The following is a 20,708-nucleotide window of genomic DNA, read 5'->3' as shown; positions in this document are numbered from 1 at the left end:
TCCTCAGGCTGCGAATGGCAGGCCGACCGGCGCAAGGTCCGGCGCCGCCGTCACGCGCCCGCGCGCGCCCTCGAGCGCGCCCGGCGCAAGCTCCAGACCCAGAAAGCGCGCGCGCTCCACCGGCCCCGGCAAGGCGAGCTTCTCGGTGAAGCGCCGCTCGAAGCCGAAGCGGCGATAATAGGGCTCGTCGCCCACGAGCAGCACCGCGCGATGGCCGAGCGCCTCGGCGCGGGCGAGCGAGGCGCGAATCATTTCCCCGCCCAAACCCAGCGAGCGAGCATGCTCGGCAACAGCAAGCGGGCCCAGCAGCAACGCGGGGCGGCGACCGCCCGCGAAGATCGGCCACAGGCGAATCGTCGCGATCAGCTCGCCCTCGTCATCCTTTGCCATGAGCGCGAGACCCGGCGCGGGCCTGCGCCCTTCACGCAGACGCTCGCAGGTCTTGAGAAAGCGCGCGGGACCGAAAGCGGCGTCGAGCAGCGCCTCGCGCGCGGGCGCATCGGCCTGCGTCTCATCGAGAATCGCGAAAGGTGGACGCGGCAGCGGCGCGGGAGCGGCGACGGGCGCGAGGATGTGAGGGTGAAGATCAAAGGTCATCTGTTCCTCCTTCAAGAGGACAAGCGACCCTCGCGCCTGGCGCGGTTACGCGCCCGCCGTACGGGACTGGTTACTTGGGTGATCGCTATCGCGCTCGCGCTTGCGCGGACGCACGGCCGGGACAGGCCCGGCCATCACGCTTGTCGGAGAGCGGCGGCGCGCTCAGATGATGAACGTCTCCAGCGGCGGGAAGCCGTTGAAGCCGACCGCCGAATAGGTGGTCGTATAGGCGCCCGTTCCCTCGATCAGCACCTTGGCGCCGATTTCAAGCGAGATCGGCAGATCATAGGGATGCTTCTCGTAAAGCACGTCGACCGAATCGCAGCTCGGACCCGCGATCACGCAAGGCGACGTGGGCGCGCCATCGGCGGGCGTGCGGATGGGATAACGAATCATCTCGTCGATCGTCTCCGCAAGGCCGCTGAACTTGCCGATGTCGAGATAGACCCAGCGCAATTCGCCCTCGGCTTCCGACTTCTTCGAGATCAGCACGACTTCCGCCTCGATGATCCCGGCGTTGCCGACCATGCCGCGGCCCGGCTCGATGATCGTTTCCGGAATGCGGTTGCCGAAATGCTTCGAGAGCGCGCGGAAGATGGCGTTGCCGTACTGCTTCACCGCCGGCACGTTCTTCAGATATTTCGTCGGGAAGCCGCCGCCGAGATTGACCATCTGCAGCGTGATTCCGCGCTCCGCGAGATCGCGGAAAATATCCGCCGCCGACTTCAGCGCGCCGTCCCACATACGCGGGTTGGTCTGCTGCGAGCCTACATGGAAGGACACGCCATAGGCGTTGAGGCCGAGACGATGCGCATGCTCCAGCACGCCGGTCGCCATCTCCGGGACGCAGCCGAACTTGCGCGACAGCGGCCATTCGGCGCCGGCTCCGTCGCAGAGAATGCGGCAGAAGACCTTCGAGCCCGGCGCGGCGCGCGCGATCTTCTCGACTTCCGCTTCGCTGTCGACAGCGAAGAGGCGAATGCCGAGTTCATAGGCGCGCGCGATGTCGCGCTCCTTCTTGATCGTGTTGCCGAAGGAGATGCGGTCGGGCGTCGCGCCGGCGGCCAGCGTCTGCTCGATCTCGACGACGGAGGCCGTGTCGAAGCAGGAGCCCAGCGAAGCGAGCAGCGACAGCACTTCCGGCGCCGGATTGGCCTTCACCGCGTAAAAGACGCGCGTGTCGGGCAACGCCTTCGCGAAGCCGAGATAGTTTTCGCGCACGACGTCGAGATCGACGACGAGGCAGGGGCCCGTGTCGCGGCCTGCGCGGCGACGGTCGGCGAGGAATTCGTGGATACGGTCGGTCATTGCGGCATCCCCTTCGAAGGGCGCGATGCGAGGCGCGCCAGGAACCAGTTGCTTCGGCGGATGCACGACGTCCTTCGTTCGCGCGTGGTGGAGACGCGACGAACGCTGATGCGCCAGCAATCCAGGACCGCGTCACGCTTGCGCGCAAACGATCCGGTGATGCGCCGTAGGCCGGTCAGACGACGAAAATCACGCGCGTCAGCGCATGCGTTTCGATCCGAACAGCCATCGATTGGAAGGGGAAGTTCCCTTTCCGCACGCCCGGCAAGAAAGACAAGCCTCTTCGGTGCGTCGACCTTTGGAGGGCCGACAGAGACCAAAAAAGCCCGGTCCGTCGTTGCTTTAAGTCGCGATCCTCCGTTGAGGGCGGAGTTCGCCGGTTCGCCTCCGGCTGCCGGTTTTATTCCGACGGTTGACCGGCCTCTTGTCCGGATCCCCGCCGACCGACACACGACCACAGGCACGTGCGATTTGGGCAAGTCGGTAGATACGCGCTTTTGCAGCGAACACAAGAGCTTTTTGACCGTGCGCCGCAATAAATTCGCGAGGGGCGCAGAACTGCAACAGCCGCCAAGCCCAAGTGCGCTGCGGGATCGGCGGCGGAATGCGCCGCATTACTCCGCAGTCGCGCGATCCCGGGCGGAGTTACATAAACTTACAAGTGCTTGCGCAGCTTCAGCGATGTCGTTACAGCAGCGACTTCCGCGCATTGCGCCCCGCGCGGCGGGGCGCCACCTTCCGGAAACGAAAATGACCGAATTTACCCGGCGCCATTTCATCGGCGCCGCCGCGGCAGCCGGCTTACAGATGACGCTGCCATCCCAGGCTCAACCCGCCAATCCTGCTCCGCAGTTTGGCTTCGACGACGTCCTTCGGCGCGCTCAGGATCTCGTGAAAGCGCCCTTCGAGGACGCCGACGCGAAACTGCCCGATCCCTTCGATTCGCTGGATTTCGACACCTGGCGCGACCTGCGTTTCAAGGAAGACCACGCGATCTTCTCCAATGTCGCGGGCGGTTTCCGTCTCCATACCTTTCACCGCGGCTTCCTGTACCGGCGCGGCGTCACCATCAATGTGATTCGCGACGGCATTGCCTCGCCGATCCCCTATTCGCCGTCGTTGTTTGACTACGGCAAGCTGAAGGTTGAAAAGGCGCCGCCGGTCAACATGGGTTTCGCCGGCTTCCGCCTGAACTTTCCGGTGAACGACCCCCACGCCCATGACGAGGCGATCTCCTTTCTCGGCGCGAGCTATTTTCGCTTCCTCGGCCGCGACCAGCAATATGGCCTGTCGGCGCGTGGACTCTGCGTCGAGGCGGGCACCCCGAAGGAGACCTTCCCCTTCTTCCGCGAATTCTGGGTCGAGACGCCGACGGCGGGAAGCAATCACGTCACGATCTACGCGCTGCTCGACGGCGAGGCGGCGACCGGAGCCTACAAGTTCGATCTCACTGTCGGCCAGGAAAGCACGATGGACGTGCAGGCGACGCTGTTTGCGCGCCGCGCCGGCGTGAAGTTCGGCCTGGCGCCGCTGACGTCGATGTATCTCACCGGCGAGAACGACCGTCACGTGCACGACGGCTATCGCAACGAGCTGCATGATTCGGACGGGCTTCTTGTTCACAACGCCTCGGGCGAATGGCTCTGGCGGCCGCTCGCCAATCCGACGCGCGTGCGCTCGACGTCCTTCTTCGACTCCAACATTCGCGGATTCGGCCTGCTGCAGCGCGACCGGACCTTCGAATCCTATCAGGATCTCGATCTCGCCTATCAGAACCGTCCCACCTATTTCGTCGAACCGGCGGGCGACTGGGGCGCCGGCCGCGTGGAGCTGATCGAGCTGCCGACGACGGACGAAACGAACGACAATGTCGTCGCTGCATGGACTCCGGCAAATCCGCTGGAGCCGGGCAAGCCCTATACGTTCAGCTATCGGATTACAGCGGGGCTCGACATGCCGCGCCTTACGCCGAACGGCCATGTCGTGAACACCTTCGAGGCGCCTGCCCGCGCGCTCGGCTCGGCCGAGCCGGACAATCCGACCGCGAATCGCTTCCTCGTCGATTTCGCCGGCGGCGATCTCTCCTATTACGTTTCGGACCCCGGCCAGATCGAGGTCGTCGCCACGACGACCTGCGGACGCGTGCTTCGAACGGGCATTGCGCCGAACGTGAATATCGGCGGCGTGCGCGCCATGATCGACATCGGCTGCAAGCCGGGAGAAACGACGGACATCCGTGTTTTCCTGCGCGCGAACGGCCGCACGCTCACGGAGACCTGGACCTATCCCTGGACGGCGCCGGCGGCGTGAGTCAGGCGGGCAGGAACAGCCCGCCGACGAGAACGGCCATGGCGACGAAGAGAAGCGCCAGATAGGGCCAGGCGATCCTCGGCCTCGACATGTAGCAGCGCATCATGGCCATGAGCGCGGGGTCGGTTTGCTGTTCAGGCGTCACTGTCTTCTCGCTTTGTCATCAACGAAACCGCTCCAGGTCGAAGCTCTCGATGTCGCGCAGCAACTCTATGAAGGCGGTCGCCCAATAGTCAGCGACCGCCTCGCCCTTACCGGCCGTGGCTTTCGTGGCGTCGCCCATGGCGCCGGCGGGCGACAGATCCTGCGCCATCCAGCCGAAGCCCGCGGGTCTGTCCGCGCGCAGCCAGGCGAAATCGCGCTCGAAATCGAGCGTCGCGGGCGGGAAGTTCTTCGCTCGCGCCATGTCGACCAGTTCGGGGCGGAAAGCGAGCATCAGCGACGTCTCGATCTCGCCGCCATGGATGCCGTGGCGCTGCTCCTGCGCCGGGAAAAGCCCGTCCGGATAGCCGAAGCGCGCCCATGAGCAGGTGACGGCGAGGACGCCGAAGCGAGCGCGCAGGTCGAGCGCGACCTGCGAAATGAGCGCCGAATTGCCGCCATGCGAATTCATCAGCACGAGCTTTTTCACGCCCGCGCGAACGACGCCTTCGGCGATCTCGCCCAGCATTCGCGCCGCCGTCTCCTGTGACAGCGACAAGGTGCCGGGAAAATCGCGATGCTCGATCGAGACGCCGACGCTCTGGACCGGCAGGAAGACCGCTTCCAGATCTTCGGGCAGCCGCATCGATACGCGCTCGATGCAGCCTTCCATGATCATGGCGTCGACGCCGAGGGGCAGATGGGGCCCATGCTGCTCGACGGCCGCGATCGGGAGCACGGCGATGACGTTCGCCATGTCGTGCGCGCGCATGTCGCGCAAGGAGAGTTCGGACCAGTAAGGCGACGCAAGCATGCCGCGATCATAAGCCCCATCGCGCCCGAAAGGTCAAAAGCGCGATCGGGCCCGCGCTCACTCCATGCCCGGCCCGCCCATGCCGCCGCCCATCGGGCCGCGACCATGCCCCCGGCCCATGCGTTCCCGAATCGCCGATCTCAGAAGGGCTCCGAAACGGCGCTTCTGCGCGTCGTCGAGACTGTCATAGAGCGGCTTGGCGGCGGTCGAGAGCTTCTCCATTTCGCCGGAGCGCGCGGCGAGGTTTCGCGCGCGCCGCTGCAGCGCGCCGATCGGGTCCGTGTCGAACAGGCCGGGACCCGTTTCGCGCATTTCCTCCACTCGGGCGATCCGCGCCTTGGCTATGTCGCGCATCGCGGTCTCCAGCGCCGGCCAATTCTTTTCCTGCTCGGGGGTGAGCTTCAGCCCCGCCTTCAGGGCGGCGATGCGCGCGTCGGCGAAGGCGGACATGTCCTCGGACGAAAAATGCCGCCGGCTCGAAAATGGCTCGGCGGGCGCCGCAAGCGCCGGAGAAAAACAAACGACTGAAATGGCGGCGGCTGCGACGAATATGAATTTTCTCATGATGGCTCTGTCTCCCTTTCGCGCGCGCCAAAATTTCGTCCTCTGGCGGCGGGCAATTTAAACTTCTGCGATCGCTCGCTATATCTAGGGCAGGCGCCGCAGCGCCCAAGAGATAATGGACAGGATCATGTCGAAAAACTTCTCCCGTCGCGAGAGCGTGCGTTTCCTCGGCGCAGCGGCCTGCGCGCTCTGCATCGGCGCCGCGCGCGCTGACGACGCGAAAAAAATGGTCGTTCACAAGAGCGCGACCTGCGGCTGTTGCGGCAAATGGGCGGCGAGGATGCGCGAGGCCGGCTATGTCGTCGAGGAAATCATCGAGACCGACATGAAGGCGGTGAAGGCCAAACTCGGGGTTCCTGAGAAAATGGCCTCCTGCCACACGGCGGAAATCGACGGCTACATCGTCGAAGGCCATGTGCCGGCGCAGGCCATCGCGCAATTGCTGAAGGATCGCCCGAAGGTCGTCGGGATCGCCGCGCCCGGCATGCCCGCGGGCTCGCCCGGCATGGAGATGGGCGAAGCGGAGGTTTATACGCTGTATTTGTTCGACGCCGCCGGCGCGCGTGAATTCGGCAAATGGGTGGGCGACAAGCCGGCCTGAGTCCCGCCAGCCTGATCGTCCGCCAGGTTCAGCCCCAGATAGCGGGCGGCGCCCCTGCCCGCCGCGAATCCGGTGGCGAAAGCCGCCTGCAGCAGATAGCCGCCGGTCGGCGCGTCGAAGTCGAGCATTTCGCCCGCAACGAAAACGCCCGGCAGCCTCTTCAGCATCAGATCGGAGTCGACCTCGTCGAAGCAGACGCCGCCGGCCGAAGAAATGGCGCGCTCCAGCCCGGCGACGCCCGTCACGGTCAGCGGCGCGTTCTTGATCAGCTCGGCCATCGCCTCCGCGTCGCGCGGCAGACCCTCGGGTCGCGCTTCGCGCAGGAGGCCAATCTCTGCCTTCGAGAAGCCGGCGCGGCGCAGAAAAGTCGCATGCGACTGTTTCGGCGGCCGGCGCGAGAGCTTGCGGGTCAGACAGGCGGGCGAGGTGTCGGGCCGCAGATCGACGAAAAGCGTCGCCCTGCCCTCGCGCTCGACCGCCTCTCGAAGGCGGGACGACAGGGCGTAGACCGGTCCGCCCTCGAGACCCGTGCGCGTGACGACCATGTCGCCGCGCGCGCCCGCGCCGCCGTGGCGCAGCATGACGGTCTTGATCGGTTGGCCCTCGAAATCACTGCGAAACAGCGAACTCCATTCCACCAGCGCCCCGCTGTTGGCGGCCGACAGCGGCGTCACCGCGACGCCCACGGAACGGAGCCGCCCGGCCCAGACGCCGTCGGAGCCGAGCTTGGGCCAGGAAGCGCCCCCGAGCGCCAGCACGACCGCGTCGACGCGGCGGATGATTTCGTCGCCGTCCGGCCCCTGCAGCCGCAAAACCCTCTCGCCTGCGAAACCCCGGAAGGCGTGGCGCGTCGCGATCGTCACCCCGAGGCTCTGCAGCCGCAAGAGCCAGGCGCGCAGGAGGGGGGACGCCTTGAAGCTTGCGGGGAAGACGCGGCCGCTGGTGCCCACGAAAGTGGCCTCCCCCAGCTCCGCGCAAAAGTCGCGCAGGGCCTGCGGCGGCCAGGCGCGGATGAAGGGCGCGACGCGCTTTGCTCCCGCGCCATAGCGTGAGATGAAGCGGTCGAGATTTTCGCTGTGGGTGATGTTCAGACCGCCGCGGCCGGCCATGAGAAATTTGCGCGCGGGGCTCGCCTTGTGCTCATAGATGGTCACGCGGGCGCCAGCGCGGGCGAGCGCCTCGGCCGCGAAAAGCCCGGCGGGCCCCGCGCCGATCACGGCGCAGAACGGAGCGACGGCGTCCTTAATGAGAGCGGCCTCCACTGGAGCGGCGGCGGTCAAACGGTTCAATGGCGGATGGCGTTCGCCCATCTCTTCTAGCGCCTGTTCGCCGGCGTTGGTCTCCCACTTCAGTTAGCATGGCGCTCCCAAAGGCGGAAGAAATCTTGAATGACCAGCAATGACGTGCAGCAAATTGACGCAGCCGGCGCGCGCTTCGATTTTCTCGTGGCGCCAGAGGCGGCCGGCGCCCGGCTCGACCGCTTCCTAGCCGAGCGTCCGGAAATCGTGGACGCGCATCTTTCGCGCAGCCGCATCAAGGCGCTGATCGAATCGGGCCGCGTCAGCCTTCGCGGCGCCGCAATACGCGACCCGGCGAAGAAACTTGCGGCGGGCGACGCGGTGTCGCTGGACGTGCCGCCCCCCGAGCCCGCCGAACCGCAGGCCGAGGAAATCGCGCTCGACATCGTTTACGAGGACGCGCATCTCATTGTCATCGACAAGCCGGCGGGTCTCGTCGTCCATCCGGCGAGCGGACATGAGAGCGGCACGCTGGTCAATGCGCTGATCGCCCATTGCGGCGAGAGCCTTTCCGGCGTCGGCGGCGTGAAGAAGCCCGGCATCGTGCATCGCATCGACAAGGATACGACGGGGCTGCTCGTCGTCGCCAAGACCGACGCGGCGCACCACGGCCTGTCGCGCCTCTTCGCCGACCATGGCCGCACGCTATCGCTGACGCGCGAGTATCTCGCTTTCGTCTGGGGCGTTCCCGACCGCGCGCATGGGACGATCGAAACCTCGCTCGGTCGTCATTCGATCCAGCGCGAGAAGATGGCGGTGGTGCCGGAAGCGCGCGGGCGCGAGGCGATCACCCATTGGGAGAAGGTCGCCGATTACGGCGTGGCCTCTCTTGTGCGCTGCCAGCTCGAGACCGGCCGCACGCATCAGATCCGCGTGCACATGGCCCATATCGGCCATCCGCTGATCGGGGACTCGACCTATGGCGCCGGGTTCAAGACCAAGGTCGCCAAACTGCCGGAGGCGGCGCGCGCGGCTGTGGAGAAGCTCGGCCGGCAGGCGCTCCATGCCGCGACGCTCGGATTCGAGCATCCGATCACCGGCGAGGAGATGATGTTTACGAGCGAGCTGCCGGACGATCTGGCCGCGCTGATGGCGGCGCTGGAAGGGTAGTCCGCCGAATCATGGTAACAAAACGGCCATGACGCCGCAGGATTTCATCAGGAAATGGAAGAACCACGCGCTGACCGAACGGGCGTCGGCGCAGGAGCATTTCATCGATCTCTGCCGGCTCTTCTCGCACCCGACGCCCGCGGAAGCGGACCCGGAAGGCAAGGAATTCGCCTTCGAGAAAGGCGCCGCCATCACGGGGGGCGGCGACGGCTGGGCCGACGTCTGGAAGAAGGGCCATTTCGCCTGGGAATACAAGAAGCGCCGGCGCAATCTCGACGAGGCGATGGCGCAGCTTGCGCGCTATGCGGCGGCGCTGGAGCATCCGCCGCTGCTCGTCGCCTGCGACACGATCCGCTTCCAGATCCTCACGACCTGGACGAATCTCGAAACCAAGAAATACGAGTTCGAGTTAGAGGACCTCGCGGAGCCGGAGAAATTCAGGCTCCTGCGCGCCGTCTTCCACGACCCGGAGGCGCTGAAGCCCAAGCGCACCCGCGCGATGATCACCGCGGACGCGGCGAGCAAGTTCCAGACGATCTCCGACGCGCTGCAACAGCGCCATCCCGACCGCGAGGCTGTGGCGCATTTCGTCAACCAGCTCGTCTTCTGCTTTTTCGCCGACAGCGTGAAGCTTTTGCCCGAGGGGTTGCTCAAGTAGCTGCTGAACACGGCCGAGCGGCGCCCGGCGAAGTCGAAGGATTATTTCGACAAGCTCTTCGAGCAGATGGAGAAGGGCGGCGAGTTCGACCTGACCGACATTGCGTGGTTCAACGGCGGCCTTTTCGACGGGCGGCGCGCGCTGCCGCTGCAACATGGGGAAATCCAGCTTCTCTTCGCGGCGACGGGCCTCGACTGGAGCCTCATCGACCCCACCATTTTCGGCACGCTGTTCGAACGCTTTCTCGATCCCGACAAGCGCGCGCAGATCGGCGCCCATTACACCGACCCCGACAAGATCATGCTGACGTCGAGCCGGTCGTTCTGCGCCCGCTGCGGCGCGAATGGGAGGCGTTGCGGGCGGAAATCGAAGCGGTCATGGCGCCCGCGCGCGAGGCGGGGCTGGCGGGACGCAAGGGGCAGGCGCAGCAGGGCAAGAAAATCGCCGAGGCGCGCGCGAAGGCCGCGCGGCTGCGCGACGACTTTATCGAGCGGCTCGCGAATCTGCGCATTCTCGATCCCGCCTGCGGCTCGGGCAATTTTCTTTATCTCGCGCTGCAGGGGGTCAAGGACCTCGAATATCGCGTCGTCAATGAATGCGAGACTTTGGGCCTCGACCGCCCCGCCATGATGCGCGTCGGGCCGGAGATTTTGCACGGAATCGAGATCAACCCCTTCGCGGCCGAACTTGCCCGCACGACGATCTGGATCGGCGACATTCAGTGGGGGATCAAGAACGCGATCTATTCGCGCCCCTCGCCGATCTTGCGCAAGCTCGATTCGATCGAGTGCCGCGACGCGGTGCTGACGCCGGAGGGGAAAGAAGCCGAATGGCCGGACGCGGATTTCATCGTCGGCAATCCGCCGTTTCTTGGCGGCAAGCTGCAGCGCAAGGGCCTGGGCGACGCTTACGTCGATATGCTTTTCAAGGCCTATGACGGCGCCGTTCCCGCCGAGGCCGATCTCGTCTGTTACTGGTTTTCGAAAGCATGGCGCGCGGTTGTGAGCGGAAAGGCGCGGCGCGTCGGGCTCGTCTCCACCAATTCCATTCGCGGCGGCGCCAACCGGCGCCTGCTGGAGCCCATCGCGCAGGCGGGCGCGATTTTCGAGGCGTGGAGCGACGAGCCCTGGATTCTCGACGGCGCGGCGGTGCGGGTGAGCATTGTGTGTTTCCATGCGCCCCAAGAAAGCGCGCGAGCCGCTCCACAAGACCCTCATGCTGAGGAGGCTGCGGAGCAGCCGTCTCGAAGCACGAGGGCCGCAACCTCCTCCACCGACCCTCATGCCGAGGAGGGCGCGCAGCGCCCGTCTCGAAGCACGGGGGCGGCAACCTCCTCCACCGACCCTCATGCCGAGGAGGGCGCGCAGCGCCCGTCTCGAAGCACGAGGGCCGCAACATCCTCCACCGACCCTCATGCTGAGGAGGGCGCGCAGCGCCCGTCTCGAAGCACGAGGGTCGGCGCCGCAACCTCGTCCTTCGAGACGGCTCCTTCGGAGCCTCCTCAGGATGAGGTTGCTTGTCGGCTCGACGGCGTTGCGGTTGCGAGGATCAATGCGGATCTGAGCGTAGGGCTCAACATAATCGAAGCGAAGCGACTTTCGGAAAATGAAGATATTTGCTTCGAAGGCTTCAAGAAGTACGGGCCGTTCGATGTTTCCGGTGGTGTCGCGCGAGCATGGCTACGTGAGCCGCAAAATGCGAACACGCGGCCAAACTCGGACGTGATCAAGCCGTGGCTAAACGCCATGGACGTGATGCGCAATAACTCCGACACTTGGGTTATAGATTTCTCTGGGCTTTCAGAAAAAGAGGCGGCGTTCTTTCAAGAGCCATTCAAATATGCGCAAGCCAATGTTTTTCCTATCCGCGCATATGATCGTGCAAAAAGAACGAGAGAAAATTGGTGGCTCTTTGAACGAGACCGCCCCGCGTTGCGCAAAAAGCTTCGCACTATGCAACGCTTCATCGCAACGCCTGTTGTGGCCAAGCATCGCACTTTCATCTGGTTGGATAGTCGTTGCTTGATCGCAAATCTTCTTGATGCCATCGCGCGCGACGACGACACGACCTTCGGCATTCTCCACTCGCGCTTTCACGAAGCCTGGTCGCTGCGCCTCGGCACCTCGCTCGAAGACCGCCCCCGCTACACGCCCACCACCACTTTCGAGACCTTCCCCTTCCCGGAAGGACTCACGCCAGACATCCCCGCGGAGAAATACGCCGGCGACCCCCGCGCGAAACGTATCGCGCAGGCCGCGAAGAAGCTCGACGAGTTGCGCCGCAACTGGCTCAACCCGCTCGATCTCGTCGTGATCGAACCCGAGGTCGTTCCCGGCTACCCGGACCGCATATTGCCGAAAGACGCGCAGGCGGCGGCGATCCTGAAGACGCGCACGCTCACCAATCTCTACAACGAGCGCCCCCAATGGCTCGTCAACGCCCACGCCGAACTCGATAAGGCCGTCGCGGCCGCCTATGGCTGGCCGGAGGATATTTCGACCGAGGACGCGCTGGCGAAATTGCTGGAGCTGAATCTGCAACGAGCGGCAGAATGAGCCGCCGCCATCGTCGACGGCGCTGCTGAAGCGCCGCCCCCGCCCTCCCCGCGAGGGGGAGGGAAAAGGTGGCGGCCCGCGCCGGGTCCCCGCTTACTCCACCAGCGCGCCGGCCTTTTTGCCGAACTTCTTGCGGTCGTTGGGGTCCAGATAGACCTTGCGCAGGCGGATCGATTTCGGCGTCACTTCCACGCGCTCGTCATCCTCGATATAGGCCAGCGCCTTTTCGAGCGTCATCTGGATCGGCGGCGTCAGGCGCACGGCCTCGTCCTTCGACTGCGTGCGGATGTTGGTGAGCTGCTTGCCCTTCAACACGTTGATTTCGAGATCATTGTCGCGCGTGTGCTCGCCGACGATCATGCCGCGATAGACCTTCCAGCCCGGCTCGATCATCATCGGGCCGCGATCCTCGAGCTTCCACATGGCGTAGGCGACCGCCTCGCCCTGATCGTTGGAGATCAGCACGCCGTTGCGGCGACCCTGAATCTCGCCGCGATGCGGGGCATATTCGTGGAACAGCCGGTTCATGATCGCCGTGCCGCGCGTGTCGGTCAGAAGCTCGCCCTGATAGCCGATGAGGCCGCGGGTCGGGGCGTAGAAAACGAGGCGCAGGCGCCCGCCGCCGGAGGGGCGCATCTCGATCATCTCGGCTTTGCGCTCGGCCATCTTCTGCACGACGACGCCCGAATGCTCCTCGTCGACGTCGATGACGACTTCCTCGATCGGTTCGAGAATTTCGCCGTCCTCGCCCTTCTTGAACACCACCTGCGGACGCGAGACGCCGAGCTCGAAGCCCTCGCGGCGCATGTTTTCGATCAGGATGCCGAGCTGCAACTCGCCGCGACCCGAGACGATGTAGGCGTCGCCCTGAGGCGAGTCCTCGACGCGCAGCGCGACATTGCCCTCGGCTTCCTTATAGAGCCGCGCGCGGATCATGCGGCTCGTCACCTTGTCGCCCTCCGTGCCCGCGAGCGGGCTGTCGTTGACGAGGAAGGTCATGGACAGGGTCGGCGGATCGATCGGCTGCGCCTGCAGCGGCTCGTTCACGTCGAGCGCGGCGAGCGTGTCGGCGACGTTGAATTTTTCGAGGCCCGCAATGGCGACGATGTCGCCGGCCTCCGCCTCCTCGATCGGCTGACGCTCGATGCCGCGGAAGGCGAGAATCTTGGAGACGCGGCCCTGCTCGACCACCTTGCCCGTGCGGTCCAGCACCTTCACCGGCTGGTTCGGCTTCACCGAGCCGGAGAAAACGCGGCCGGTGATGATGCGGCCGAGATAGGGATTCGCTTCGAGCAGCGTGCCGAGCATGCGGAACCCGCCCTCCTCGACCTTCGGCGGCGGCACATGCCTCACGACGAGATCGAACAGAGGCGCCATGCCGTCCTGCGGCCCCTCCGGCTCCTCGGCCATCCAGCCCTGCTTGGCGGAGCCGTAGATGATCGGGAAATCGAGTTGCTCGTCGGTCGCGTCGAGCGCGGCGAAGAGGTCGAAGACCTCGTTGACGACCTCGGAAACGCGGGCGTCCGGCTTGTCGACCTTGTTGACGCAGACGATGGGCTTGAGGCCGATCTTCAGCGCCTTGCCGACGACGAATTTCGTCTGCGGCATCGGGCCTTCGGCGGCGTCGACGAGCACGATGGCGCCGTCGACCATGGAGAGGATGCGCTCCACCTCGCCGCCGAAATCGGCGTGGCCGGGCGTGTCGACGATGTTGATGCGGACATCCTTCCAGGCGATCGAGGTCGCCTTAGCCATGATGGTGATGCCGCGTTCCTTTTCGAGATCGTTCGAATCCATGACGCGTTCGGCGACGCGCTGGTTTTCGCGGAAGGCGCCCGACTGCTGGAGGAGCCTGTCGACGAGCGTGGTCTTGCCGTGGTCGACGTGGGCGATGATGGCGATGTTGCGCAGCTGCATGTAACCGGCCGGCCTTCAATGAAAACAGCCGCGAACGCTTCCTGTCGCGCCCGGTCGGGGCGAAGCTTCGGAGGAAGACGGAGGCGCGGCTTATGTTGCGATGCAGCGTCTCTTATCCCAAAGCGCGGGAATTTGGAACAAGAATCGCCCGTCCGGCCCGGCGGGCCCTCGGAAAAGGGGCGCGCCGGCAGCCGGTCGGGGTGAAAATGGATCAGGCGCGCGGCAGCTGATGAGCCGGGAAGCTCACCACCTTCCCCTCCTTGGCCAGAACCCGGCGGCGCTCGCGAATGGCGCGGCGGGCCTGATCCAGCGCCAGCGAAACCACATGCAGTCCCGGCGCCTCGGCGCTGCGCAGGCTGCGGTCGGCGAGCGCATGGGCGAGAACATCGTCCACCGTGCGCTCATATTCGTCGAGTTCGGCGACGGTCGCGGCGTTGCGCGCCGCCTGCAGGATTTCGAGCAATTGCTCGGCGAGCTGCTCGGTGTGGCGGTGGACGCTCGTGTTGAACCGGCTCGCCAGCGCCGCCGCGCCCGAGCCGACGAGCGAGAGCAGCATCGCGCCGATATAGAAAAAGTCGCCATATTTGTCGAAAAAGCTCTCGGATTCGTCTTTGAGAAATTCGGCCGTCCCCGCATGCGCCGGAACCACGGCGCTCTTTTCGGTCGAAGGCGCCTCCATGGCGTTGGCGAGGGGCGCCGCCACCGCAATAGCGGCGCGGCCGGCGAAAAAGAGCCGCGTCACTTCCCCCGCCCAGTCGTTGGGAAGCTCGCGGCGCGCGGCGAGGAGGACGCTGACGCTGGAGCTCTCGATATTTTCGGCCGGGCGCGGCGGATCGCCGCCGAAGGCGCCCTGCATCACCTCCGTCGGCTCCAGCGCGGGCGTGTGATTGGCGATGGCCTTCGCCTCGCTGATGGGGATGAAGACGGGCGCCTTGAGATTCGCCGCGGCGATGGCCGCGACGGCGTCATGCGCGACGGCGCTCTGCATGGGCGCCACCGTGAAGAAGGCGTCGACGCGCTTATCCTTCAGCGCCATTCTGATCTCGGCGGGCGAAACCGTCGTCAGCTTCACGGCTTTCATAGGCACGTCGGACTGCGCGAGAATGCGCTCGAAAATCCGTGCGCTGCGCTCCGGCGCGCCCGCCTCCACGATCAAGCCGACGCGCTTGCCGCGCAGATCCGCGACTTTCTTCAGCCTCGAACCGCCCGGCGCGACGAGCAACGCGGTGTCGCGATGAAGAATGACCAGCGCCTGCGTGGCCGGCGACAGCGCATCGTCGGCGTGAACGACCGCAAGCTCTGTCGTTCCGGAATCGAGCGCGGCGGCGGCGTCCTGAACGGGCACGAGATGAAGGCGAAACTGTTCGCGCTGCCGGGCGAAGACATGGGCCGCCGCCGACAGCAGGCGGAAATCCTCGGCGCCCTGCGGGACGGCGACGCGCAGCACCGTCGGCCGGGTGTAAAAATAGAGGGCCGCCGCCGCGCCGCCAACGGAGACCAGAAGAGCGGCGATGATGGCGAAAAGCGCTTTGCGCATCGAGGAGCCCCGGTGAAACGCTCACAAGGGGTAAACTATGCAAAATCCGGGTTTCTTGAAGGCAGTTCGGTCACATGACGTGAATTTTGTCGGGCAATTCGTTCTCCCCCGCGCCCGGCGGCGCGCAGCGGGCGAGCAGCCGCGCACATTCCCGGATAGCGGCGACAAAACCGTCGGCGCAGCGCCCTTCGCGCATGCAGGCGAGCAAGGGGTCTAGCGCGCTCTGCCACTCCTCATTGGAGATTTTGCCCGCAAGACCGTCATCGGCGACGATGCGCGCATAATGTTCGGCGAAGGAGACGAAGATCAGCACGCCGGTGCGCCCCTTCGTTCCCGCGACGCCGAGCAGGTGGAATTGCTCGATCGCGGCGCGCTGCGCGCGCGTGCGCTTCACGAGGCGCGGCGTCAGCGCGAAACGCAGCGGCGGCCAGGAGATGATCGCCGCCGAAAATATGAAGATTGCGATCTGCGCGGCGTAGATCGTCTTCGTCGAAAGATCGGTGAAGACCGCCATCGGCCAGGGCGCGACAAGCGCGATGAAGGCCGCCCAGAGCGGCGGCGCATAGGCATAGTCGGAAGAGCGCCGCGCGAGGGCGCAGACGATCTCGCCCGAGGTTTCCTTTTCGGCCTCCCGGATCGCCTCCGCGATGCGCTCATAGTCGGCGGTCGTGAACTGCATCACCAATCCCCCGATGCGCCGCCGCCGCCCGACGAGCCGCCGCCGCCGGAAAAGCCGCCGCCGTCGCCGAAACCGCCGCCGCCTCCCCAGGAGCCGCCGCCGAAATTGTCGCCGCCCCATGTATCGCCGCCGGGCGGAATGATGATGATCGGCGGTCCGCCGCGCCGGTAGCGGCGGTAATGAGTCGGCCGCCCGCCCGCATTTCGCGCCATATAGATGAAGATGAAAATGAACAGGGCGAAGATCAGCAGCGGAAACAGCTGATCGAACAACGTCGGTTGGGGCGGAACCTTCTTCACCCATTCCGCCGAGTCGCCGCTCAGGACTTCGATAATCCCCTCGACGCCGCGTTCGACGCCGCCATTGTAATCGCCCGCCTTGAAGCGGGGCGCGACGGCGCTCGTCAGAATGACCTTGGAGAGCGCGTCGGTGAGCGAGCCCTCCAGCCCATAGCCAACCTCGATGCGCATCTTGCGCTCATTGGGCGCGACGAGAAACAGCACGCCGTTATTTTTCTTGGCCTCGCCGAGTTTCCAATAGCGGAAAAGGCCGTTGGCGTAGGTCTCGATGTCGTAACCGTCGAGCGATTTGAGCGAAGCGACGACGAGCTGGATGCCGGACTTGTTCTCGAGATCCCTGAGTTTCGACTCGAGCCCCGCCCGCGTGGACGCCTGAAGAATCCCCGCCTGATCGACAATGCGGCCGGTGAGTTCCGGGTAATTCGGCGCGGCGAAGGCGAGCGCGGCGAAGAGCGTGAAGACAATTACGAGCAACGCGCGCAATGGAGCCGCCGACGGGCGAACGCGCGTTGGGACGGAGGCGGGGGCGCCGCTCATGTCAGCCGCCCGCGCAACGCGCGCAGCGCCCGGCGATCTCGACGACGCGGGTGCGCGCCTTGAAGCCGGCCTCGCCGGTCAGCGCTGAAAGCTCGCGCGCAAGACCCGTCGAGGTCGCCTCCTTCACCTCTCCGCATTGTTCGCAGATGAGAAACACGACCGGCTCCTCGGCGCCGTGCGAATGACCGCAGACGACGAAGGCGTTCTTCGATTCGAGGCGGTGCGCGAGCCCATTGTCGAGCAGAAACGCGAGCGCGCGATAGACAGATACGGGCGCGGGGCGCTTGCCGTCGGCATCGGCCATGAGGTCGATCATCTCATAGGCGCCGACCGGCCGATTGGCCTGGGTAAGAATGTCGAGCGCGCGGCGGCGCGCCGGCGTGAGGCTCGCGATCTTCGCCTGCAGCGCGGCGTCCTGCGTCGAATGGCTGGTCATGGAGCTATTGTAGCGGGGCGGGACGCGAAAAACGAGGCCGGCGCGGGCCTGGCGAGAGACGCGTCGCCGATAGCTGAAAAAAATCTTTCGAGAAAGACAAAGTCACAGACGCTCGGGCTCACGTCTGGAAATATCCGACAAAGATCAGGCCATATCGCTTCAGCCTGAAACAATAAACGCTGTCATCCATAAAATACTACTTGGCCATCTCGCGGGAAGTCGTTGCCTCGACTTCTCGCGAACGAGAACTCATGGAGAAAAACTCATGACCGCAGAACTGTCCGCCTTTATCATGATCGTCGCATTCGCACTGGGCGTCGTCATGATCGTCGCCGGCGGCGTCGGTTTCATGCGCAGCAATCTCGTGCTGATGCAGACGCGCTCGAAGCTCGCGCAGGGAACCGTCTTTGCGCTGGCCGGCGCCATGTTCGTCGCCGGGATCGGCGTGCATTTCACCGGCAGCAGCAATACGGCCTTCCTCAAGGGCCAGATGGCGCGCGCCTCGACATGCGAACTCGAAGGCGAGAGCGCGCATCCCGACGCTCGCGGCGGCAAGACGGGCGTGATCGGCCGCCACATCGTCGCCTGCATGAACGCCGCCGGATTCCGGTGGACGGACGCCGCGCCGCGCTGCCAGGAAGCGCCGGTGGCGACCAATGGCTATTGCTACGAGCCGGCCGCCTGGTTCGACCGCGCGATCACGACGGCGCAGCTGGCTTTCGACTGATCAGGGCTTCGCGCATTTCTCCGCGAACCGCCTGAACTTCTCGGCGGCGCCCTTCAGGGGCGCCGTCTGCTTCGACGGGCCGACGGCGACCGCAAGCGTCTCTCCGCCAGCAAGCGCCGCGAAAATCGGATCATTGGCCGGCAGGCGCCCTTCGAAACTCGGTACGCCGGCCTCCTCATTGGGCATGAGCTTTCCGGCGACCTTCGCCCTGGTCTCGCCCACGGAGAGGATCGCGGTCGCGCTTTTCCCGGGCTTCAACTTTTCGCCCGTCTCGCTGATCCAGAGTTTCACCACGCCGCTTCCCGGCTTGCAGGAGAAGCCGCCGAAACTGTCATCGGTCTCCGGCACGCCATAGCCGAGGTAGATGCTGTCGGGCTTCTTCTCCTCGACGCCGGAGAGCGTCCAGACGCGCTCGTCGGCGGCGTGCACGACGGGCGTTCCCGCCCCGACCGCGGCGAGGATCAAGGCGAGATTCACTATTCGGCGCGTTTTCCGACTCACGGCTTCCTCCCCGCATATCCGGGTTTCATAGACGGTAAAGCTTTCGCCGCAAGATTGTACGCGACTTTTCCGATCCATCAATAATGGGGAAGACTTATGCCGCTCGACGACCAGACTGCAATGACGCTCCGGCGCGACATCTACGGCAAGGGGGCGGCGATAAAGACGGATCTCAGCCGCCTGCTCGACATGAGCCGCGCGCAAGGCCCCGCCTCCGAGGCCTTCGCCGACCTGCTCGCCGAAGTGGCGACCGACGTCTTGGTGAATGAAGTCGATCCGCCGAAATACATCGGGCAGGCCGACGCCGACTGGCTGGTCGCGCAGCTTACGACCGAGGGCGGCGTTCCCGGCCCTCTCGCGCTCGACATGCTGACGCGCGTGATCCGCAGCGCGGTTTCCGTCCCGCCGTCGCTTGCTGCTTTCGGGGTAACGCAAATCGAGCGCGCCATCGTCTCTGGCGCCGGCCGCGTCACGCCCGACGATCTCGAAGCGCTGCGCATAGTCGTCTACGCCGCGACGCAGGACAGCGCGCTGCATGTCACGCGCGAGTCGGCTGAGGCGCTGTTTCGCATCGCCGACGCTACGATAGACGCCGATAACGATCCCGCTTTCGAGGAGTTCTTTGCGCAGTCGATCGGCAATTATCTGATGGGCGTCGCCTTCCGCTGGACCTCCACGGCCGCCGAGGCGAAGCGAAACGAAAACTGGCTCGACGCGCCGGCGCCGGGCATTGGCGGCTTCTTTTCGTCGATGCTCGATTTCAGCCGCATCCCGGACGACGTCGATCCCGACACCGCGCAAAACGCCGCCGACGCCGAGGCGACCGCCAAAGCGGAAGTCATCGACGCTGGCGAAGCCGACTGGCTCATCGCCCGGCTGCGCCGCGACGGCGTGATCTCGAACGCGGAAAGGCGCCTTCTGCGTTTTCTGCGCGATGAATCTCCGGCCATCGCGCCGGCGCTGTCAGCGCTGATGGAGTCCGGCGACGCCGATGCGCCGCGGCAGCCTGTCCTTTAAGGCGAGGAAAGGCGTTTCGACATATCGGTAGCTGAGATGCGCCGCCGCAAAAGTCATTGCGAAGGCGACGAGCGGATAGGCGCCCGCCGCCCGCGACCCGCTCGTCACATTCTGTGCGAGGGCGAGCATCGGATCGTGGTAGATGTAGAAGCCGTAAGAAATCATCCCCAGATATTGCAGCGCCCGGCCGTCGAACAGTCGTAGCGCTGTCGATGACGCCGCGTCTCCGGGCAGAGACAGCGCGTCGATGAGTCTCGCGGCGCTGATATTGAGGAACATCAGCCCCCATACATACATGGCGGCCTGCGTCACCTGATCCTGCGTGAGCGCGAACAGGGCGCCGCGCGCCGACGCCTTGCACAACGCGAGCGCCAAGACGACAGCCGTCGCGCCGAAGGCGGCGGCGAAGGAAAACCTGATCGCGCGCTGAAACATGTCGCTCTTCTCGCGCTGCGCGATCAGCGCAAGCGCTCCGGTCGCGAAGGCGTCGACATTGCTGAGCGGCGCCCGCGGGACAGCGATCTGGAACAGATTGTCGTCCTGAGCGACGAGCAGCGCATAGCCGGTCAACCCCGTGCGAAAAGCGATGGCGGCGACGACGGCGCCGAGGCAGAGCCGCGTCAGCCTTGCGGCCGGGGTCAGCCACAGCGCCAGCGGCCAGACGAGATAGAACTGCTCCTCGACGGAGAGCGTCCACAAATGGGAATAATAATCCGAATTCACGTAATCGCCCGCAAGCGCGCGTATATTCTCCGTGTAGGAAGCGAGATATGGAAGCTCGGCCAAATATCGGGCGCCGATTTCACGACCCGGAACAAGGCTGGTCGCCGCAAGAACCGCGAAGACGCAGAGAAAGAAATAAAAGGGCGGGAATATTCTCAAGGTGCGGCGGGCGTAGAAATTGATAAAAAAATCTCCAGCCGACATTCTGTTTTTGTAGTCGACAAGAATACCGGTAATCAGAAAGCCGGAAAGGACGAAAAAAACTTGCACGCCGATCCAGCCGTTATCGAACAAATGCGCGTGGAAAAGGAAAACACCAATGACGCAATAGGCGCGCAAGGCGTCAAGTCTTGCAATTCTCGACATGAACGAAGCTCCA

The 20,708-nt window shown here is 65.1% G+C and carries 20 protein-coding genes; 7 read left to right on the top strand and 13 right to left on the bottom strand.

Annotated elements, in window-relative coordinates:
• Positions 1-3: 3 nt before the first annotated feature.
• Both MET49242_RS21045 and MET49242_RS21040 read right to left on the bottom strand, forming a co-directional pair.
• The gene (locus tag MET49242_RS21045) at positions 4-597 is read right to left on the bottom strand and encodes a GNAT family N-acetyltransferase (RefSeq protein ID WP_084679341.1); all 594 of its coding nucleotides are present in this window, start codon (positions 595-597) and stop codon (positions 4-6) included.
• Between the two features lie 162 nt (positions 598-759).
• Positions 760-1,905 (bottom strand): type III PLP-dependent enzyme, encoded by a 1,146-nt coding sequence (locus tag MET49242_RS21040; RefSeq protein WP_036289024.1) that lies wholly within the window; start codon positions 1,903-1,905, stop codon positions 760-762.
• Between the two features lie 750 nt (positions 1,906-2,655).
• On the opposite strand from MET49242_RS21040, the gene MET49242_RS21035 reads away from it, so the two are divergent.
• Positions 2,656-4,215: a glucan biosynthesis protein gene (locus tag MET49242_RS21035; RefSeq protein ID WP_036289021.1), complete on the top strand. Its 1,560-nt coding sequence runs from the start codon at positions 2,656-2,658 to the stop codon at positions 4,213-4,215.
• A gap of 1 nt (position 4,216) precedes the next feature.
• On the opposite strand, the gene MET49242_RS25660 is transcribed toward MET49242_RS21035, so the two are convergent.
• Genes MET49242_RS25660 through MET49242_RS21025 form a run of 3 tightly spaced genes read right to left on the bottom strand, consistent with a single transcriptional unit; the run spans position 4,217 to position 5,734 of the window.
• On the bottom strand, positions 4,217-4,360 hold the full coding sequence (locus MET49242_RS25660; protein ID WP_158497348.1) for a hypothetical protein: 144 nt from the start codon (positions 4,358-4,360) through the stop codon (positions 4,217-4,219).
• A gap of 18 nt (positions 4,361-4,378) precedes the next feature.
• Positions 4,379-5,170, bottom strand: coding sequence for a creatininase family protein (locus tag MET49242_RS21030; protein ID WP_036285847.1), 792 nt, complete (start codon positions 5,168-5,170; stop codon positions 4,379-4,381).
• A 57-nt stretch (positions 5,171-5,227) separates the two neighbouring features.
• Positions 5,228-5,734 carry a Spy/CpxP family protein refolding chaperone gene (locus tag MET49242_RS21025; protein WP_084679252.1) on the bottom strand — a complete coding sequence of 169 codons (507 nt, stop codon included), beginning with the start codon at positions 5,732-5,734 and terminating at the stop codon, positions 5,228-5,230.
• Positions 5,735-5,861: 127 nt separating this feature from the next.
• Here MET49242_RS21025 and MET49242_RS21020 point away from each other — a divergent pair, with 127 nt between their 5' ends.
• Positions 5,862-6,335: a DUF411 domain-containing protein gene (locus MET49242_RS21020; protein ID WP_051134564.1), complete on the top strand. Its 474-nt coding sequence runs from the start codon at positions 5,862-5,864 to the stop codon at positions 6,333-6,335.
• Here the strand turns inward: MET49242_RS21020 and MET49242_RS21015 are convergent.
• A complete protein-coding gene (locus MET49242_RS21015) occupies positions 6,263-7,645 on the bottom strand; it encodes a TIGR03862 family flavoprotein (RefSeq protein WP_036285845.1) in 1,383 nt (460 codons plus the stop codon). The genes MET49242_RS21020 and MET49242_RS21015 overlap by 73 nt on opposite strands.
• A 78-nt stretch (positions 7,646-7,723) precedes the next feature.
• Between MET49242_RS21015 and MET49242_RS21010 the strand changes: the two genes are divergently transcribed.
• The 3 genes from MET49242_RS21010 to MET49242_RS21005 all read left to right on the top strand — a co-directional run bounded on the left by MET49242_RS21010 (position 7,724) and on the right by MET49242_RS21005 (position 11,956).
• Positions 7,724-8,743 carry an RluA family pseudouridine synthase gene (locus MET49242_RS21010; RefSeq protein ID WP_051134377.1) on the top strand — a complete coding sequence of 340 codons (1,020 nt, stop codon included), beginning with the start codon at positions 7,724-7,726 and terminating at the stop codon, positions 8,741-8,743.
• 28 nt (positions 8,744-8,771) lie between these two features.
• The gene (locus MET49242_RS23630) at positions 8,772-9,401 is read left to right on the top strand and encodes a type IIL restriction-modification enzyme MmeI (protein WP_051134376.1); all 630 of its coding nucleotides are present in this window, start codon (positions 8,772-8,774) and stop codon (positions 9,399-9,401) included.
• 377 nt (positions 9,402-9,778) lie between these two features.
• Positions 9,779-11,956: a DNA methyltransferase gene (locus MET49242_RS21005; protein ID WP_144259738.1), complete on the top strand. Its 2,178-nt coding sequence runs from the start codon at positions 9,779-9,781 to the stop codon at positions 11,954-11,956.
• Between the two features lie 93 nt (positions 11,957-12,049).
• Here the strand turns inward: MET49242_RS21005 and typA are convergent, their stop codons facing one another.
• The 5 genes from typA to MET49242_RS20980 all read right to left on the bottom strand — a co-directional run bounded on the left by typA (position 12,050) and on the right by MET49242_RS20980 (position 17,361).
• Positions 12,050-13,873, bottom strand: coding sequence for a translational GTPase TypA (typA, locus tag MET49242_RS21000; RefSeq protein WP_036285843.1), 1,824 nt, complete (start codon positions 13,871-13,873; stop codon positions 12,050-12,052).
• A 211-nt stretch (positions 13,874-14,084) separates the two neighbouring features.
• Positions 14,085-15,410 carry a TAXI family TRAP transporter solute-binding subunit gene (locus MET49242_RS20995; protein ID WP_036285841.1) on the bottom strand — a complete coding sequence of 442 codons (1,326 nt, stop codon included), beginning with the start codon at positions 15,408-15,410 and terminating at the stop codon, positions 14,085-14,087.
• Positions 15,411-15,480: 70 nt separating this feature from the next.
• Positions 15,481-16,089: a TPM domain-containing protein gene (locus tag MET49242_RS20990; protein ID WP_036285840.1), complete on the bottom strand. Its 609-nt coding sequence runs from the start codon at positions 16,087-16,089 to the stop codon at positions 15,481-15,483.
• Positions 16,089-16,925 carry a YgcG family protein gene (locus MET49242_RS20985; RefSeq protein WP_036285838.1) on the bottom strand — a complete coding sequence of 279 codons (837 nt, stop codon included), beginning with the start codon at positions 16,923-16,925 and terminating at the stop codon, positions 16,089-16,091. Before MET49242_RS20985 ends, MET49242_RS20990 begins: the two co-directional genes overlap by 1 nt.
• A gap of 1 nt (position 16,926) precedes the next feature.
• Entirely contained in the window at positions 16,927-17,361 is a 435-nt protein-coding gene (locus MET49242_RS20980) for a Fur family transcriptional regulator (protein WP_036285836.1), read from the bottom strand.
• A gap of 265 nt (positions 17,362-17,626) precedes the next feature.
• Between MET49242_RS20980 and MET49242_RS20975 the strand changes: the two genes are divergently transcribed.
• The gene (locus tag MET49242_RS20975) at positions 17,627-18,088 is read left to right on the top strand and encodes a hypothetical protein (protein WP_036285834.1); all 462 of its coding nucleotides are present in this window, start codon (positions 17,627-17,629) and stop codon (positions 18,086-18,088) included.
• Here MET49242_RS20975 and MET49242_RS20970 read toward each other — a convergent pair whose 3' ends face one another.
• The gene (locus MET49242_RS20970; RefSeq protein ID WP_036285832.1) at positions 18,089-18,589 is read right to left on the bottom strand and encodes a hypothetical protein; all 501 of its coding nucleotides are present in this window, start codon (positions 18,587-18,589) and stop codon (positions 18,089-18,091) included.
• A 96-nt stretch (positions 18,590-18,685) separates the two neighbouring features.
• On the opposite strand from MET49242_RS20970, the gene MET49242_RS20965 reads away from it, so the two are divergent.
• Positions 18,686-19,606 (top strand): hypothetical protein, encoded by a 921-nt coding sequence (locus MET49242_RS20965; RefSeq protein WP_036285830.1) that lies wholly within the window; start codon positions 18,686-18,688, stop codon positions 19,604-19,606.
• Here MET49242_RS20965 and MET49242_RS20960 read toward each other — a convergent pair.
• Entirely contained in the window at positions 19,553-20,695 is a 1,143-nt protein-coding gene (locus tag MET49242_RS20960; RefSeq protein ID WP_158497347.1) for an acyltransferase, read from the bottom strand. The genes MET49242_RS20965 and MET49242_RS20960 overlap by 54 nt on opposite strands.
• Between the last annotated feature and the right edge of the window lie 13 nt (positions 20,696-20,708).

This window comes from Methylocystis sp. ATCC 49242 (assembly GCF_000188155.2).
Taxonomy (GTDB): Bacteria; Pseudomonadota; Alphaproteobacteria; order Rhizobiales; family Beijerinckiaceae; genus Methylocystis.
This window is presented reverse-complemented; position numbering and strand designations above follow the sequence as displayed.